The organism is Ruegeria sp. MALMAid1280 (assembly GCF_049195285.1).
GTDB lineage: Bacteria > Pseudomonadota > Alphaproteobacteria > Rhodobacterales > Rhodobacteraceae > Ruegeria.
The window spans coordinates 119,993-136,573 of record NZ_JBMIRT010000043.1 but is presented as its reverse complement, the minus strand read 5'-3'; the positions used below and the strand labels follow the sequence as shown (position 1 = coordinate 136,573).

The following is a 16,581-nucleotide window of genomic DNA, read 5'->3' as shown; positions in this document are numbered from 1 at the left end:
ACCAGCGGCACAAATTGCTTGGGATAGCTTTTGCGCGACAAGGGCCAAAGACGCGTTCCGGAACCACCACAAAGAAGAACAGGTGTGATCAACATAAAATGCTCAATATCTGATTTGCTTCAACCGGTCCTAGTCAATGACATTTGATGTGACAAGTGCCTGGACAACACCGCAAAGTTTTTTCGCTGAAATGCGGTATGCCTGCGCATATTGCGCCTAAGACACTTGCAAACGCCAAGCCTTAAATGTGGCGCTCATCACCGCCGCTTTTCATCATTGTTGGTCGGTGGTGGCTTGCGGCGCACCGCACTTCTCTTATCATCCTGCAAACTGCCTCCGGACAGCTGGCGGCATCACCTGAATTCACGCAATTCCTGTAACGGTAACGCAAAAAGAACGGAGAGATCATGTCGGGTCATGGCTATGAATCGGGTCGTCTGAACCTGCCCTTTGTCGGCATCGCGACCTTTGGCAAAAAGCCCTATGTCGGGGACTGGGACAATATTGATGCCGATGTCGCCATACTTGGCGCACCGTTCGATTTCGGATGTCAGTTCCGACCGGGTGCCCGGTTCGGACCGCGTGCGGTGCGCGAGGCCTCGACCCTGTTCAGCTTTGGCCATGCCGGCGCCTATGACCACGAGGACGACGCCACATATCTGGGCAGTGACGTGCGGATTGTCGATCTGGGCGACGCCGATATCATCCATACCAAGACAAAGGAAAGCCACGCCAATATCGAATACGGGGTGAAGAAGATACTGGATGCCAGTGCGTTGCCGGTGACCATCGGCGGCGATCACTCGGTCAACATCCCCTGTATCCGCGCCTTTGCCGAGGATTGCGACAAGAACGGCCCCATCCATGTGGTTCAGATCGACGCGCATCTGGATTTTGTCGATGAACGCCACGGCGTCACCGAAGGCCACGGCAACCCGATGCGGCGGGCGATCGAAAAGGACTACGTCTCGGGGATGACACAGCTGGGCATCCGCAACGTCTCCTCAACCGCCAGGGAAGGCTATGAGGATGCCCGCGCCCGCGGTTCGGATATCCTGTCGGTCAGGCAGGTACGCAAGCTGGGCACGGACGGTGTTCTGGACCGTATCCCCGAAGGCGCGCGCTATTATGTCACCATCGATATCGACGCGTTCTGCCCTTCCATCGCGCCGGGCACCGGAACGCCCAGCCATGGCGGATTTCTCTATTATGACGTGTTGGAAATCCTTCAGGGGCTGAGCAAGCGCGGTGATGTGGTCGGCATCGATTTGGTCGAGGTCGCCCCGGCCTATGATCAGACGGAAAGCACGCAGATTCTGGCGGCGCAGCTCCTGCTGAACTTCCTCGGCTTCATCTTCCACAACCGAAAATAGCGCCTATCCCAGATAGGCCCGCAGGCTGGGCGGCGGGTTGTCGAACAGCTGCGTCGTTGACGCGGGCGAATGCGCACGTCCGTCGGCCACAAGCACCGTCTGATCGGCGATGCGGCGGGCGTCCTGCGGGTCATGGCTGACCATCAGCAGAGTTGTTCCGGTCTCGGCCAGCAACCCTGCAACAAGGTCCAGCATTTCAGCCTTCAGCGCAGGCCCCAGCGCTGCAAAGGGTTCGTCCAGCAACAGCATGTCACGCCGTTGCACCAGGACCCGGGCCAGCGCGACTCGGCTTTGTTGGCCCCCCGACAGCTCGGCCGGTTTGCGCCTCTCGAAACCGGGCAGCGCCACGCGGGCCAGCGCGGTTTTGACCTGCGATTTTTCCTCGGCCGACAGACGCCCGTTCGGGCGCAGGCCCAGGGCAACGTTCTGTTCCACCGTCAGATGCGGGAACAGGTTGCCATCCTGAAACAGCATCGCCAGCGGGCGTTTTCCCGGGGCAAGGCCAGAGATCCGTTGACCCCGCCACAGGATTTGCCCCTGTTTGAGGCCGCGAAACCCGGCGATGGCCTCAAGCAGCGTCGACTTGCCCGCACCGGAGGGGCCGACGATGGCAACGCTTGCCCCGGCCTCGACTGTAAAATCGGCCTGCAGTGCGAAACCGCCATTTTCAATGACGCACCCGTCAAGTTTCAGCATGTAATCGCCCTCCGCGATCCAAAAGCCAGAAGGCCCCCATCGACAGCACCAAAAGCAACAACGCCGCCCCCGCCGCCGCCTGCATTTGGTAAGCCCCCATCAACCGGTAAATCTGCAGCGGCAAGGTGGCGATCTGCGGATCGGCGAACAACGCAATGACACCGAGATCGCCCATCGACAACGCGGCGGCAAGACCGGCGGCAAAGCGGATTTGCGGGCGCATTCGAGGTAACAGAACCCTTGCGAAAAAGGTTGTTTTGTCCATGTCCAGCAACAAGGCCAGCCGCCCGTGGCGCGTGACCACCTCCCGCGCGGCCGGAACCAGAATGCGCAGGGCGAACGGCAGCGCCATGACCGCATTCACCAACGCCGTGACCGGCAGCGCCAGTGTCGCCGGGTTGGCCACCGGGCGGATCAGGATGAACAGGCCGGTGCCGATCACCAGGGGCGACGCCGCCAGTCCCAGAATACCGCTGAGTTCGACGATCCCGTATCGCCCGGTCGCAACGGCCATGGCCATGGGCAGAGCCAGCATCAACAGAACAGCCGTGCTGGCCGCAGCCACCAGAACCGAGGTCAGCGCCGCGCGGAACACCAGCGACGGCATCTCGAACAGCCCCGAAAGCCCGGAAATCACCACCGCCGCCAAAGGCAGCAGCAGAAACGCCGCTGCTGCCAGAATCCAAAACGTATCAAGTATCGGCGCACCGCCATCCCAGCGGCGGATGGCCCGGTCCAGCCCGGCCCCGAACCCGTCGCCGCGCGAAAACTTCAGGGCGGCCAGCGCTGCCGCCGCGGTCAGGGCCAGTTGCAACGCCGACAGCAACGCCGCCCGGCCAAGATCGAAATCATAGGTAAAGGCCTGATAGATCGCGAGTTCAATCGTTGTTGCCCGCGGTCCTCCGCCAAGGGTCAGAGCAACGGCAAAACTGGTCAGACAGATGGCAAAGATCACCGCCAGCACGCCGGGCAGGATGCGCCTGAGCATTGGCAGCTCGATCAGGTGGAACATCGCCATTCCGTCACAGCCCAGCTGCGCGGCCAGACGAAAGCGTTCGGCGGGGATTTCCTGCCACGCCTGCAGGATAAGCCGCGTCGCAAGCGGCAGGTTGAAGAAGACATGCGCCAGCACAACGCCGTGCAACCCGTAGATCCGTATCGGCGGCAGGCCAAAGACACCCAGAATTTCCGAAATCCACCCCGCGCGGCCGAAGACCTGCAACAGCCCGAGGATCGCCACGATGACCGGCAGAATGAACGGCGCTCCCAGCAATGCAATCAACACACGCCGCCCCGGAAATCGCCGCCGGGCCAGTGCCCGCGCCACCGGCACCGCCAGCGCCGCACTGAACAGGGCAGACAAAACCGCCTGCACAAGCGTGAACCGCAGGGCGGCCCAATCCGCCGGGCCGAACCCGCCCGCCGCATCGGACCGCAGGGCAACAGCAGCAAGGGTCCCCAATATCAGCGCGGCCACCAAAGCCGCCGCGCCAACGCCCGGCCAGGGGCTTACTGGCTGAGCGCGCTCAGCCATTCCGCCAGCGCCTGATCCCGCACAACGGCGGCCTCATCCGGAGAATACAGCAGGGATTTTTCCGGCTGAATCAGCGTCTCGAACCCTTCGGGCAGACCGGCTGCCGGAGTCACCGCCGGGTACATCCAGTTGGTCGTCGGAATGATCTGCTGGAACGCGTCCGAGACCATGAAGTTCAGGAACTGATCCGCCAGTTCGGGCTGATCGGTCCCGGCCAGCTTGGCGGCGACCTCGACCTGCATGTAGTGACCTTCGTCAAAAGCAGCCGCCGCTTTGCTGGCGTCTTCTTCGGCGATCAGGTGATAGGCGGGCGAGGTGGTATAGCTGAGGACCATGTCGGCCTCACCTTCCAGAAACAGGCCATAGGCCTCGGACCAGCCCTTGGTCACGGTGACGATATTGTCAGCCAGCCCGGCCCAGATATCTGCCGCCTCATCGCCATAAGCCGCCTGAACCCACAAAAGCAGCCCCAGACCGGGGGTCGAAGAACGCGGGTCCTGAATGATGATTTTGGTGTCACCATCGGCCAGTTCGCGAAAATTTGCAGGCGCCGCAGCATCGGCATTATGGACAAAGGCGAAATAGCCCCAGTCGTAGGGCGCGAATACCTCGTCCGCCCATTCGATCGGCAGGGTGTATTCGGCGCTGACCGAGCTGGGCGCAAACAGGCCGGTTTCTTTGGCCGCATTGATCAGATTGGTATCCAGCCCCAGCACCACGTCAGCGTCCGAGGTCTCACCCTCCAGCCGGATGCGCGACAACAACGCCGCGCCATCCTCGACGCCGACAAGGTTCAGCTCGCAGTCACAGACCGCCTCAAACGCCTCTTTCACCTGCGGGCCGGGGCCCCAGTCCGAGACAAAGCTGTCATAGGTATACACGGTCAGCTGAGGTTTATCGGCCGCCATGGCCGTGGTTGCACTCAGAATTCCCGCAGCAATCATCAGATGTTTCATGTCATCCTCCATTGCGGCGAGAGGGCAAGGATGGATGAAACCGTCACCTTTCCCTCCGCCGGTTCTAGCCGGTTCAGGTTCAACGGGTTCGCCAAAGGCATCTCAGCGTGGCCGCGCCACGCACCCCGAGGTAAGGCTCTGACTAGGCGGGAACCGACCAAAAGACAACCCGCCTGTTGGTCGGGTTTCGCCTATTTCACCCGTCCTGTTCTTGTTCTGGCGTCACCGTGGTCAAACGGGCGGGATCAGGAATTCCGCTGTCAGGAAACGTTCAGGCCGGTTCGTGATGAACCGGCCTGACGGGTCTTAGAAATGCGCCGATTTGGTGTTTTCCGGCACCACGGGCGGGGCGAACTTGGTCAGGTCGATGCCTTCGACCGCCGCCTTGTACTCTTCGATCTTCGGCGTTCGGCCCAGGATGGCCGACAGCACGACAACCGGGGTCGAGGCCAGCAGGCTTTCGCCTTTCTTGTCCGGTGCATCTGCCACGACGCGGCCCTGGAACAGGCGGGTCGAGGTGGCCAGAACCGTATCGCCCTTGGCGGCTTTCTCCTGGTTGCCCATGCAGAGGTTACAGCCGGGGCGCTCGAGATAGAGAATGTTCTCATACTCGGTGCGCGCCTGCGTTTTCGGGAACAGGTCGTCGAACTCGAAACCCGAGTATTTCTCGAGCACTTCCCAGTCGCCCTCTGCCTTCAACTCGTCGATGATGTTGTAGGTCGGGGCCGCTACAACCAGCGGCGCCTTGAATTCGACCTTGCCGGTTTCCTTTTCCAGGTTCTTCAGCATCTGCGCGACGATCTTGATGTCCCCCTTGTGCACCATGCACGAGCCGACAAAGCCCAGATCCACTTGCTTTTCTGCATTGTAGTAAGAGATCGGGCGGATCGTGTCGTGGGTGTAGCGCTTGGAAACATCGGCGTTGTTGACGTCCGGGTCGGCGATCATCGGCTCGACGATCTGATCCAGATCGACGACAACCTCGGCGAAGTACTTCGCGTTGTCATCGGGGCGCAGAGCCGGATTTTCACCCGACTTGATCTCGGCGATGCGGGCATCCGCGATGTTGATCAGCTTTTGCAGCATGCCGTTTTCATGCTCCATGCCCTTGTCGATCATGATCCGGATGCGCGACTTGGCCAGTTCCAGCGAACCGATCAGCGTGTCGTCATTCGAGATACAGACCGAGGCCTTGGCCTTCATCTCGGCGGTCCAGTCGGTGAAGGTAAAGGCCTGGTCCGCCAGCAGCGTGCCGATATGCACTTCGATCACGCGGCCCTGGAAAACGTTGTCGCCATGCTGCTCCAGCATCTGCGCCTGGGTGGCGTGCACCACATCGCGGAAGTCCATGTGCTCGGCCATGTTGCCCTTGAAGGTCACCTTGACCGACTCCGGGATCGGCATCGAGGCTTCACCGGTCGCCAGCGCCAGTGCCACGGTGCCCGAGTCGGCGCCGAAGGCCACGCCTTTGGACATACGGGTGTGGCTGTCGCCGCCGATGATAACCGACCAGTCATCCACGGTGATGTCGTTCAGCACCTTGTGGATCACGTCGGTCATCGCGTGATAGACGCCTTTCGGGTCGCGACCGGTGACAAGGCCGAAATCGTTCATGAATTTCATCAGGCGCGGCGTGTTGGCCTGTGCCTTGGTATCCCAGACCGATGCGGTGTGGCAGCCCGACTGATAGGCGCCATCAACGCTGGGCGCCACGACGGTTGCCGCCATCGCTTCGAGTTCCTGCATGGTCATCAGGCCGGTGGTGTCCTGCGAGCCAACGATGTTAACCTTGACGCGCACATCCGAACCGGCGTGCAGGGTCTTGCCCGGAGTTGCGCCAACCGCGTTCTTGTTGAAGATCTTTTCGACCGCGGTCAGGCCCTGACCTTTGTGGCTGATCTCTTTCGACGGGGCAAAGACCAGGGGGGCTTCGATGCCCAGCGTCTCGGCCGAAAATGTCTGCAGCTTCTTGCCGAAAACAACGGCGTATGACCCGCCCGCCCTCATGAATTCCACCTTCTGCGGCGTGAAAGAGGCGGACACATCGGCGAGCTCTTCGCCATCTTCGCTCAGCAGCTTGTGGTCTTTGGTGTTGATCTTCAGAACCGTACCGGTTGCGACCGAATAGGCCTCCTCCAGGATCGGGTTGCCGTCATTGTTCAGGATCGCGTTGCCGTCTTCGTCGACCTTCTTGACCCAGTTCTTCAGGTCGATGCCGATACCACCGGTCACGCCCACGGTGGTCTGGAAGATCGGAGAGATACCATTGGTGCCCGCCACGACCGGCGCGATGTTGACGAAAGGTACGTAAGGGCTGGCCTGCTTACCGGTCCACAGCGCCACGTTGTTGATCCCTGACATGCGCGACGACCCCACACCCATGGTGCCTTTTTCCGAGATCATCATCACGCGGGCATCAGGATGTGCTTCACGCAATGCGCGAATCTCGGCCTGGGCTTCCGGGGTGCTGAAACACTGGCCGTGCAGCTCTCGGTCAGAACGCGAATGCGCCTCGGCACCCGGCGACATCAGGTCTGTCGAAATATCACCTTCACCGGCGATGTAGGTCACGACTTTTACTTCTTCGTCCAGATCAGGAAGCTTGGTGAAGAACTCGGCCTTGGCATAGCTTTCCAAAATGTCCTTCGCCACCGCATTGCCGGCTTCGAACGCGGCCTTCAACCGGTCGGTGTCGGCGTCATACAGGAAGACCTGCGATTTCAGCACCTCGGCGGCCTGACCGGCGATCGCGGCATCATCACCCAGCGCCAGATCCAGCAGAACCTCGACCGAGGGGCCGCCTTTCATGTGCGACAGCAGCTCGAACGCGAAAGGAACCGAGATCTCTTCGACCACGGCCTCGCCCAGAATGATCTCTTTCAGGAACTTGGCCTTTTCACCTGCGGCGCTGGTTGTGCCCGGCAGCGTGTTGTAGATGAAAAAGTTCAGCGACTCCGCCCGGTGAGCATTGCCGGTATCCTTGATCTGGCCGACAATCTCTTTGACAAGTGCACCATCATCGATGGGCTTGGGGTGCAACCCCTGTTCCTTGCGGGTTTCGATTTCGCTGAGGTAGTCTGTATAAAGGCTCATGGCTGATCCGGCTGTTTGCAATTGGTGACGCTTTTTTGCCGGATTCGCGGTGTTCTGACAGATCCGGCAATCATTTGTATGCGGCGGTATACCATTCTGCGGAGAATATCAAGGGACCATCTGCGCGGCTTGCACCAGCCGGGGTGACAATTCACCGGAACCAGTAATCCCAGCCGTCCAGATAGTACCCGGTCAGAACATGGGTCTGCAGCGTATTGGGTTCGGCTGCGACGCGATCCATATCCGAGCCGAACACCTGCGCCGCCTGCCACACGTCATCGGTCAGATAGCGCAGCCCCTCCGGCAGGTCCAATTCCCGGCCCGGCAGCGGTTCGGGCGAAGCCAACACAAACCCCCACTCGCCGAAACTGGGCACGTAGCTGTGATACGGCAACGTATGCAGCCCCTGCCCCGGCTGTTGCGGATTGCGGCTGCTGTTCAGGGTCTCGACCACCGACCAAAAGGCCTGACGTGCGAAAAACGGCGATCCGGCCTGCGTGACCAACAGCCCCTGCCCGCTCAGCCGTTCGACGGCCAGCCCATAGAATTGCCGGGTATATAGCCGCGACAATGCGATGGATTTCGGGTCGGGCAGGTCGATGAGGATCACGTCATAAACCCGGTCGTCCGCTTCAAGGAACTTCCACGCATCCTGATTGGTGATGGCGACGCGCGGATCGGCCAACGCCCCATCGTTCAGGGACGACAGGTCCGGATGGTCGCGGAACACCTGCGTGACACGCGGGTCCAGATCGACCAGCGTCACGCTTTCAACACCCTCATAGCGCAGCACCTCGCGCACGGCCATGCCGTCGCCACCACCCAGCACCAGAATATCCGCCCGCCGCGGTGCCAATGCCATGGCCGGGTGCACCAGCGGCTCGTGATAGCGGTGCTCGTCCAGCGTGTCGAACTGGATCGAGTGATCCAGAAACAGCCGCACCCGGTCGCGATAGCGCGTCACCGTGATCTGCTGATAGGGTGTCGCCTCGGACAGGATCACGTCATCCTCGAACAGTTCGGCCTCGGTGACCGAGACCAGTTTCTCGGAATGCCACAGCGCCACCATAGTCGCCGCAAAGGCCAGCGCCCAGACTGCAACCTGCAACCGGCTGGCCCATTGCCGGAACAGAAACAGGGACAGCCCCGCCACCGCCAGGTTCAAACCGCCAAAGGCCAGGCTGGCCGACATCAGCCCCAGATGCGGGATCACCAGCAGCGGAAAAGCCAGCGAGGCCACCAGCGCACCCACGTAATCGACGCTCAGGACATTTTCGAACCGGAACTTCAGCGCGCCGATCTGTTCCAGAACCCGCGCGATCAGGGGGATCTCCATCCCCGACAGCACCCCGATGAGGACCAGCGCAGCGTAAAGCGGCGTCGCCACATGCCCCATCCACGCATAGTTCAGAAACAGCACCGGTGCCATGAAGCCGCCGACGACCCCCAGCAGAATCTGCGCCCAGACAAAGCCGGAAAACGCGTGGGTCACAAAGCGCGACAACCACGCCCCCAGCCCCATCGCCGACAGGAATATCCCGATGACCAGCGAGAACTGCCGCACCGAATCCCCCAGCAGATAGCTGGAGAGCGTGGCCGCGATCAGCTCGTAGATCAGCCCGGCAATGGCAACCAGAAACGTCGCGGCCAGCAGCCACGCGGCGCGCGCCTCGACCGCGCGGGCCGCTGTCATGACAGGATGACGGCGGCGATGATGATGGCGACCGAGACGAACAGCAGCCCGATCAGGATCGACAGCGCCACGTTCTGGTCATGCTCGATCTCGCGCACGATGGAAAACGGGGTCAGCCAGTCGATGACCTTCCACACCACCCACATCAGCATGACGCCGAGGAAAGTATAAAAGATCGTGCTGATTACCTCTGCAATCTGAATGGCTGCAAAATAGTCCATGATGTCCCCGTTATTTCACGCGATTTGATCGATAATAGCCGCCGCCATCGCTGCCGACGCGGACGGATCTGTCCAGGTCACGGCTTTCGCCGCCGTAACCGTTGTAAGTTACATATCCCGTGGCCCCCACGGCCGCGGTTGAGATCAGTAGGAAGATGATCCGGAATGCAGTCACGTTAATCCTCGTCTACCCAGTCAGACCCGGACCAGCGCGCCCGTCGATGCAGCCATTTACGCCCGAACTGATACAGGAACAACGCCCCGAAGACCGCACCCAGAAACGCCATCCATTTGCCGGTGAACAAACCGGCCCGCACTTCCAGCCTTAAACGGGTGAACGGTTCACCCGACGGGTTTTGCCGACCGTTCCCGCCATGCCACAGCCCTTTCTCGGCTGCCGACAGGGCCAGGGTGTAGGTTCCGCTGATTTCGGGGCGAAAGCGCAACCGGGTCGCCGGTGATCCTTCGCTCCAATTGCCGTCGGCGTCACGGCCGGAATAGGATTCGATGGTGCGGCCGGTCTCGAACACCGGCTGGCCGTTCGGGTCCAGCATCTCCATCTCAAGATAGGCCCAGCTGTTCCGCATATCGCCGGTGACCCGGATCGAGGTCAGCCGGTTGTCGGCCTCCAGCGGAATGGCAATCTCAACCGGCAGGTCCCGCATAGCCACCTGGGTGTTGCGCAACACAGTCCGCCCGCTGTGCAGATTGAACCCCAAGGCCATCACCAGACAGATGGCCGCGAACACGAACGAGCTGATCAGCAGGAACCAAAAGTTCCGCCCCGCCACAAAGGGTTGCAACGGATGCACGCGATAGGGCTTGAGGTCCAGCGCGACGCCAAAGGCCGCTTCGGCCTCGGCCTTGGTCACATAGACCGAGCGGTAGGCCTCACGCTCGCCGCCCGTTTGCGAAAACCCAAGCATCGCCGAGTCGGACATGGCCGAGACGGTCACCGTCCTCTCACCAAACTTTGGCCGCCAGGTAAATTCGCCTTCGACATAGGTGATCTTGCTGGTTGTGGTCTCGTAGTAGCGGAACGGTTCCCCACTGATATGAACAGTTGGCCGGTGCTCAGCGCTTTCCACCACGCGCTCGGACAACCAGCCGGTTCCCCTGTATCGCCGCGAAAACACCAGATGGCTGTTTTCCAGCGTTAGCCAGGCATAGCCATGGGTTGGCGAATAAAGCTGATGGTCGATCCAGGTGAAGACGCGGCCGGCCCAGCGTTCGGTGTGTTGAACCAGGCCAATGATGACAAACTCGACATCATACAACGTAGCGCGCATCCCGACCGAAAACGGCGTCCGGGGTCTTTTCCGATCAGTGAACTTGCGAAGAATCTTATAATTGTCCTGCGCATTCAATTCTGATCCGCAAAATTCGCAGATTTTGACCACTACTCGCCCGCCGCCCAAAACGTCCAATCCGGCGCCGCAGGAAGTGCAGTTGATGGATGTAAGCTCGGGCGTCCGGGTCATGTCTGTTTCTGCACCTTCACGCCGAACGGATCGTGCCAGCGCCCTTCGAACCACGCTTCGCTTTCGCCCCAGAACTCACCGGACAGCAGCCGGTAACCATCGGCTGAGGCATTGACGAAGCAATAGGTCTCACCCACCCGCAGCGGCTCGTCGAACTGCCCGCGTAAGGCGATGCACTCGGCCTGTTCGATTTCGGTCACGGTATAGGTGGCGCCGTTGAAGTCCAGCGTCTCGCCAGGTTTGAACGGAGGTCTGGCCCTCGGTACGTTCTCTGCCGGGATGCGGGTCTGTTCGACCACGTCGCCTTCGTCGACCGATATCCACAAGGTCGCCCCCATTTGCGCGATCCCACAATATTCATCCCAGAACCCGCGGCCGTAAGAGTACCGCGCGTGGCCGATTATCTGCATGGTCTTGCGCCCCAGTTCGACGGTATCTCCAACTCCGAACAACAGCGGCGCGTCATGCATCACGCCTTGCTCTCCGGCCTGTTCAATGTGATCGCCCTTCAGAAACAGGGTCGTGCCGCATGAAGGGCAGGTCACGAGCTTGGCGGTTTTCAAGATGATCGGGCATAAAGACCCGCAATTGGGGCAATTGAAATCCTGCATGGTGTCAGGTCGCGCATAGAGGTGAAAATTTCAAGCTGTGATTGACCCCTACTCCGCCGTCTCCAACCGAACGCTGCGCACATCCGGGTCAACGCGGCTGTAGGCGGCCAGCAACCGTCCGGTCCATTTCTGGGCGATATAATCCGCCATGAATCGCGACGGCGCCATCAGGGTAACCATCCCCCCTGCCCTGTCGGCCTCGGTCAGATGCCGGAACCAGCTGGCCCAAAGCTCGGGATCGCGTCCATGCAGGATGGCCTGAACCTGCGTCCAGACATCGCCGTCCGACACCTCCGGGAGCGAAGGTTTGGCCGTGAACGGTACGACGTTGGTTTCCACTTCGGGTTCTTCCGTCATCCGCGCCTGGAAATCGGACCCGATTGTCGGCCACACTTCGGACGTGTCGATCATCAGCTGTTTCAAGTCCAATTCATAGACCGCCACCCGCCCGCGCGCGGCGGGGCGCTTGACAGCGATCCATCCCAATGTCCGCAGCTTGGCCATTTCCCGTTTGACCGTACGTTCATTCACTGACCAAAGACGCGCGATTTCCTCGCGGCCAATCGACAGCTCATTGTTGCGCCAGTTGTAGCGGGTGGTGATCAGGGCAATGATACGCAGAATGCTGCGCTGACGGTGCTTGTCGCCCGACAGGGCGTGCACGGTCAATGCGGACAGAATATCATATTTTATCGCGGGCGCATTTCGCCCGACCGGTTTTGCAACCTGCATTCCCGTTCTCACCGCTCTGTCTGCCTCGGACGGTTCATACCGCCAGTCTTGCGCTGTTTGCCAACGCTTTTCGTCTTGATGCCCTGATTAGCGTCCAATCCGACGATTCTGTCAAGCGGAGTCTGACTTAGAGCCGGATTGCCGCCAATCCCAATTCAAAATTCAAAAAGAAAATGGGTGAAGTATTGGTGATGGGGGACATCTTGGCTGTCCCCTTATTGGCTTGTTTTGTCCCCCCAAATGGGGTGGTTTAGACAGTTGCGACCCCCTAAATCCAGTCGCGGCGCCCGCGATCTTGCCCCCTGACGAATCATCGGGCCTCCGAATCGACCAGCGCCCGCGAAGCCCTTGATTTTTTACCCGTGGGTAAGATCACTGTCTCATCATATTTCCTTTTGCGTAAAGAGCAAATCAAGCGTAAATAGAAAACACATATAAAATAGCGTCCCAAACGATGAGACTTGAGGCATGTACACGCACGAAGACCTGAACGCATTGCGCAATCAGTCCCTCAAAATGCAGGGCTGGATTCGCCAGCAGACCTTCAGCCCCGAGATGGAGAAGACCCTCCGCCGGTTTTCAAGCTGGGAGGTGTCCGAACTGATCTTTCGCGTCAACCAATCCACCTTTCGCGGCAAGCTGGCCGCCGACCCCTCGCTGCCCGGCGGTGAGGTGGAACCGGAAGGCCGTCAGCGCTGGTTCAGTCTGGAAGAGGTGAATGAGCTGCGCCGGCGGCTCAAGGTGAACCGCAAATCCCTGATGCCGCCCCGCCCCGTGGGCAAGCGTGCCATGCGCGCGGCGGTGGCCAACTTCAAGGGCGGCGCCGGCAAGTCCACTGTCGCCCTGCATCTGGCGCATGCCGCCGCGCTGGATGGCTACCGCGTGCTGGTGGTGGATTTCGACCCGCAGGCGACACTGAGCCATTCGATGGGTCTGACCGATGTGGCCGAGGATTTCACCGTCTGGGGCATCATGGCCCGCGACCTGATCCGCGAGACCGAGCGGATGAACAACCGCCCCGCCGCGGCTGAATCCGGCACCGCCCTGCCCCGCCGTGAACTGCCGCCTTCGATTACGGGCATGGGTTTGGGCGATCTGCGTATCTCGGACTTCATCAAGCAAAGTTCGTGGTCGACCATCGACGTCATCCCCTCCTGTGCCAACGCGGCCTTCGTGGAGTTTGCCTCGGCTCAGTACCGGCACCTGAACCCCGAGTGGTCGTTCTTTGCCGCCGTGTCCCGGTATTTGGATCAGATCCCCGACGACGCCTATGACCTGATCCTGTTCGATTGCCCGCCCGCGATTGGCTATCAGTCGATGAACGCGGTGTTTGCCGCTGACATGCTCTATATTCCGTCTGGTCCCGGCTACTGGGAATATGACTCGACCACTTCGTTCATTGGCCAGCTGGCCGAGGCGCTGGAAGATCTTGCCTACGGCTTCGACAAAACCTTACCCACGGGTAAGATCGGCCTGCCCAAGACATTCTGTGAGATGCGTTTCCTGCTGACCCGATATGAACCGGGCAACGCGCTGCATCTGGCCATGTTCGATGCTTTCAAGAAGGTGTTCGGTGAACATGTCGCTGAACACCCGGTGGAAATGACCCGCGCCGTCGAACAATCAGGCCGCTTCCTGAGCTCGGTCTATGAGATGGACTACCGCGAGATGACGCGGGAAACATGGCGCCGCGCGCGCTCGACCTTTGACAATGTGTATGAAGAGTTCCGGGACGTGATGCTGTCGGCCTGGGACAAGCTGGAGGATGACGCATGAGCCGTAAACGCAGAATGTTTGACATCGACATGCCGTCCATGGAGGACATCCCGGTCGGCAAGGTTCCGGACAAGGTACTTGAAAAGCGGCGCGGCCCGATGGCTACGGCAATCTCGGAAAACGCCGACGCGTTGCGTGACCAGCAATCGACCGAGGATACCATTCGCGCCGAAAACGACCGACTGGCGCATGAGCTGGTTCGCCTGCGGTCCGAAGGATTGGTGACCGAACATGTGGCCCTGTCGGACGTGGTCACCGAAAAACTGACCCGCGACCGCAAACCCGGCCCCGACCCCGAGTTGGACGAATTGAAGGACTCGATTCGCGATATTGGCCTGTCGAACCCGATCCGGTTGGAGCGTCGTTCCGATGGCCGGTTTGATCTGATTCAGGGGATGCGGCGTCTTTCGGCCTATCGCGCGCTGCATGAGGAAACCGGTGACGATCTTTATGTTACGATCCCGGCGGGCATTTCCGAAGCGGCCGATCTGAGCGACAGTTACCGCCGCATGGTGGATGAGAACCTGATCCGCAAGGACATATCTTTTGCTGAGATGGGCGCGCTGGCCCGGGCCTATGCCGAGGACCCGGCGAATGACTGCCCCGACGTGGACAAGGCGGTTGCGATCCTGTTCAAATCCGCCAGCTACACCAAGCGTAGCTATATCCGATCCTTTGCCAGCCTGCTGATGATGCTGGACAAGGTGCTGATGCATCCCAACGATATTCCGCGAAATCTGGGAGTCGATCTGAAACGAAAGCTCGACGCCAACCCGGGCTTGATCCGCCAGGTGAGCGCGGCAGTGATGAACGAGCCGGACCGTGATGGGCCGCGTGAAGTTGCGATCCTGCGGACATTCGTCGAGGCCGAGGCAAGCACACCCAAGAAACCGGTGAGCGCTTCGGGTGGCAAAACGCGGCGTGCGAAAACCACGTTTCAGGTGTCTGGGCGGGCAGGGGTTGCGAAATGTTCGGCCTCAAGCGGTCGGATCGAGCTGCGCTATGATCTGGATTTCACCCGCGTGGACCGCGCCCGATTGGAGCAAGCCATCGCAACACTGATCGACGATTTGCAGGAAGAGGACGATCTTACCCACGGGTAAGATTTGATGCCATGTTTGGGTTGGGTAAAACGCCGGGTCAGCAGCCCGGCGTTTTCTTTTGTGCAAGGTTATCCCAGAAGATTGGCAGCCGGGTTTTCGTCATGGTCTGCATCGTCATAATACTTTTGACCGGCATCTTGGATCTGTGAGCAGACAAGCGCATTGCGGCTTGAACCGGACGCCGCCCAGTGGGATCTGGGTCAGGAACACCCAGCGCAACCCATGCGGTGTGGCAAGCCATCGGTTCGCCCGGTCAGCATTAGCCGGTGTTTCATGATCTGATAGGTCGTATCAGCGGACAGGTGGCGATTCAGCGCCCGGTCGGAACGGGGCGGCTGGGGTGATGTCTCCGATCTCGATCCAATGCATCAACGCCTAGTCGGCGCGGCCTTGCAGTACCAGCTGTGGAGTTTCACCTTTGGGGGTCGTTTTGGCTTGCGACAGTGAAACCTAAGTCAGGCCGGTCTTGTCGAACGTACTCAGGTTGATACCGTCGCGCATAAGCCCGGCAATCCCGGCGTGAAGGAATCCTGAACCGCTTGAGACAGGGCAGGGGAGGGCGCAGGGTGATTGGCAGAAATGGCTTTCATGGTCGCGAATGTGGGCATGGCTTTGGTGATCTAAACTTAACATGATAAGCAATGCCTGACGAGAGGAAGGGTGACATGGGCATGTGGAAAGGTTATGTGCAAAAACTACAAATAACGCGCATAAAGTACTCACAGTATAAGTTTTGCAGCGAACAATCAGGGCACGGGATCAATTGGTCCCGAGCCCAAAGCGGGTAGGTTTCGGCCGTCGCGACAGCGGCAGCGGGATGAAACGGTTCGACTTCTATGCCGGAGAATGCTCGGGGGCTTATTTCAGAACATTGGCTGCTATTCGACCGACGTCATTTTGAGAGCGTTGCGAGGGCAGGGCGTCACACCGCACGACCGAACTTGCCGAGAAGATGAAGCTGCCGGAAGACAGACAGCGGATGGTCATCTCGGCACATCGATGCGCGTCGCGTTCTGGCTCGCCCCCTCGTACCATCGCGTCGGGTCATGGAAAAAGTCGTCAAGGATGTCTTCGGACCGCGCGAGCACCTGGCAATCATCTCTGGTCCCCAGACTGGCATTTGTTGCGCCAACCCCATAGCCGGCAGCACCGCCGAGAACCAACCCGGAATCGCCAAAGGTCTCGTTCACCACGCCATCAAAAATCCAGGCATTTTCGGGTTCATGGTTTGCGGTGCACCGCGTGAAGGGCTGTGCGTCTCCAAAGCCCATCAGTGAAATGCCACCCCCCTAAGGTGGTATTCACCTTTCCC

At 60.1% G+C, this 16,581-nt stretch carries 14 protein-coding genes and 1 riboswitch; of the genes, 4 read left to right on the top strand and 10 right to left on the bottom strand.

Translation table 11 applies throughout. From position 1 onward, the window contains the following. The coding region (locus ACOQFT_RS08290; RefSeq protein ID WP_421597473.1) for a sugar phosphate nucleotidyltransferase at window positions 1-95 on the bottom strand (95 nt) is incomplete at its 3' end. A gap of 312 nt (window positions 96-407) precedes the next feature. Between ACOQFT_RS08290 and speB the strand changes: the two genes are divergently transcribed. After that, window positions 408-1,373 carry an agmatinase gene (gene speB / locus ACOQFT_RS08285; protein WP_421597468.1) on the top strand — a complete coding sequence of 322 codons (966 nt, stop codon included), beginning with the start codon at window positions 408-410 and terminating at the stop codon, window positions 1,371-1,373. Between the two features lie 3 nt (window positions 1,374-1,376). Here speB and ACOQFT_RS08280 read toward each other — a convergent pair whose 3' ends face one another. The 9 genes from ACOQFT_RS08280 to ACOQFT_RS08240 all read right to left on the bottom strand — a co-directional run bounded on the left by ACOQFT_RS08280 (window position 1,377) and on the right by ACOQFT_RS08240 (window position 12,390). Then, window positions 1,377-2,069 (bottom strand): ATP-binding cassette domain-containing protein, encoded by a 693-nt coding sequence (locus ACOQFT_RS08280; protein WP_421597467.1) that lies wholly within the window; start codon window positions 2,067-2,069, stop codon window positions 1,377-1,379. Beyond that, window positions 2,056-3,603, bottom strand: coding sequence for a thiamine/thiamine pyrophosphate ABC transporter permease ThiP (locus ACOQFT_RS08275; RefSeq protein ID WP_421597466.1), 1,548 nt, complete (start codon window positions 3,601-3,603; stop codon window positions 2,056-2,058). The genes ACOQFT_RS08280 and ACOQFT_RS08275 overlap by 14 nt, the downstream gene beginning before the upstream one ends. Further along, the gene (thiB, locus tag ACOQFT_RS08270; protein WP_421597465.1) at window positions 3,579-4,559 is read right to left on the bottom strand and encodes a thiamine ABC transporter substrate binding subunit; all 981 of its coding nucleotides are present in this window, start codon (window positions 4,557-4,559) and stop codon (window positions 3,579-3,581) included. The genes ACOQFT_RS08275 and thiB overlap by 25 nt, the downstream gene beginning before the upstream one ends. 32 nt (window positions 4,560-4,591) lie before the next feature. Further along, window positions 4,592-4,697, bottom strand: a riboswitch (TPP riboswitch). A gap of 168 nt (window positions 4,698-4,865) precedes the next feature. Beyond that, window positions 4,866-7,652, bottom strand: a complete 2,787-nt coding sequence (locus ACOQFT_RS08265) for a bifunctional aconitate hydratase 2/2-methylisocitrate dehydratase (protein WP_421597464.1) — start codon at window positions 7,650-7,652, stop codon at window positions 4,866-4,868. Between the two features lie 151 nt (window positions 7,653-7,803). Beyond that, window positions 7,804-9,345, bottom strand: coding sequence for a polyamine aminopropyltransferase (locus ACOQFT_RS08260; protein ID WP_421597463.1), 1,542 nt, complete (start codon window positions 9,343-9,345; stop codon window positions 7,804-7,806). Further along, window positions 9,342-9,566 (bottom strand): DUF350 domain-containing protein, encoded by a 225-nt coding sequence (locus tag ACOQFT_RS08255; protein ID WP_421597462.1) that lies wholly within the window; start codon window positions 9,564-9,566, stop codon window positions 9,342-9,344. Before ACOQFT_RS08255 ends, ACOQFT_RS08260 begins: the two co-directional genes overlap by 4 nt. Window positions 9,567-9,742: 176 nt before the next feature. Then, entirely contained in the window at window positions 9,743-11,047 is a 1,305-nt protein-coding gene (locus ACOQFT_RS08250; RefSeq protein WP_421597461.1) for a DUF4178 domain-containing protein, read from the bottom strand. After that, window positions 11,044-11,658 (bottom strand): DUF4178 domain-containing protein, encoded by a 615-nt coding sequence (locus tag ACOQFT_RS08245; RefSeq protein WP_421597460.1) that lies wholly within the window; start codon window positions 11,656-11,658, stop codon window positions 11,044-11,046. The genes ACOQFT_RS08250 and ACOQFT_RS08245 overlap by 4 nt, the downstream gene beginning before the upstream one ends. A 48-nt stretch (window positions 11,659-11,706) precedes the next feature. Further along, entirely contained in the window at window positions 11,707-12,390 is a 684-nt protein-coding gene (locus ACOQFT_RS08240) for a DnaA N-terminal domain-containing protein (protein WP_421597459.1), read from the bottom strand. Between the two features lie 468 nt (window positions 12,391-12,858). On the opposite strand from ACOQFT_RS08240, the gene ACOQFT_RS08235 reads away from it, so the two are divergent. The 3 genes from ACOQFT_RS08235 (at window position 12,859) to ACOQFT_RS08225 (ending at window position 16,546) form a co-directional block, all read left to right on the top strand. Continuing rightward, a complete protein-coding gene (locus ACOQFT_RS08235; RefSeq protein ID WP_421597458.1) occupies window positions 12,859-14,166 on the top strand; it encodes an AAA family ATPase in 1,308 nt (435 codons plus the stop codon). Beyond that, window positions 14,163-15,269 carry a ParB/RepB/Spo0J family partition protein gene (locus ACOQFT_RS08230; RefSeq protein WP_421597457.1) on the top strand — a complete coding sequence of 369 codons (1,107 nt, stop codon included), beginning with the start codon at window positions 14,163-14,165 and terminating at the stop codon, window positions 15,267-15,269. The genes ACOQFT_RS08235 and ACOQFT_RS08230 overlap by 4 nt, the downstream gene beginning before the upstream one ends. Window positions 15,270-16,315: 1,046 nt before the next feature. Then, entirely contained in the window at window positions 16,316-16,546 is a 231-nt protein-coding gene (locus ACOQFT_RS08225; RefSeq protein ID WP_421597456.1) for a hypothetical protein, read from the top strand. Window positions 16,547-16,581 lie beyond the last annotated feature (35 nt).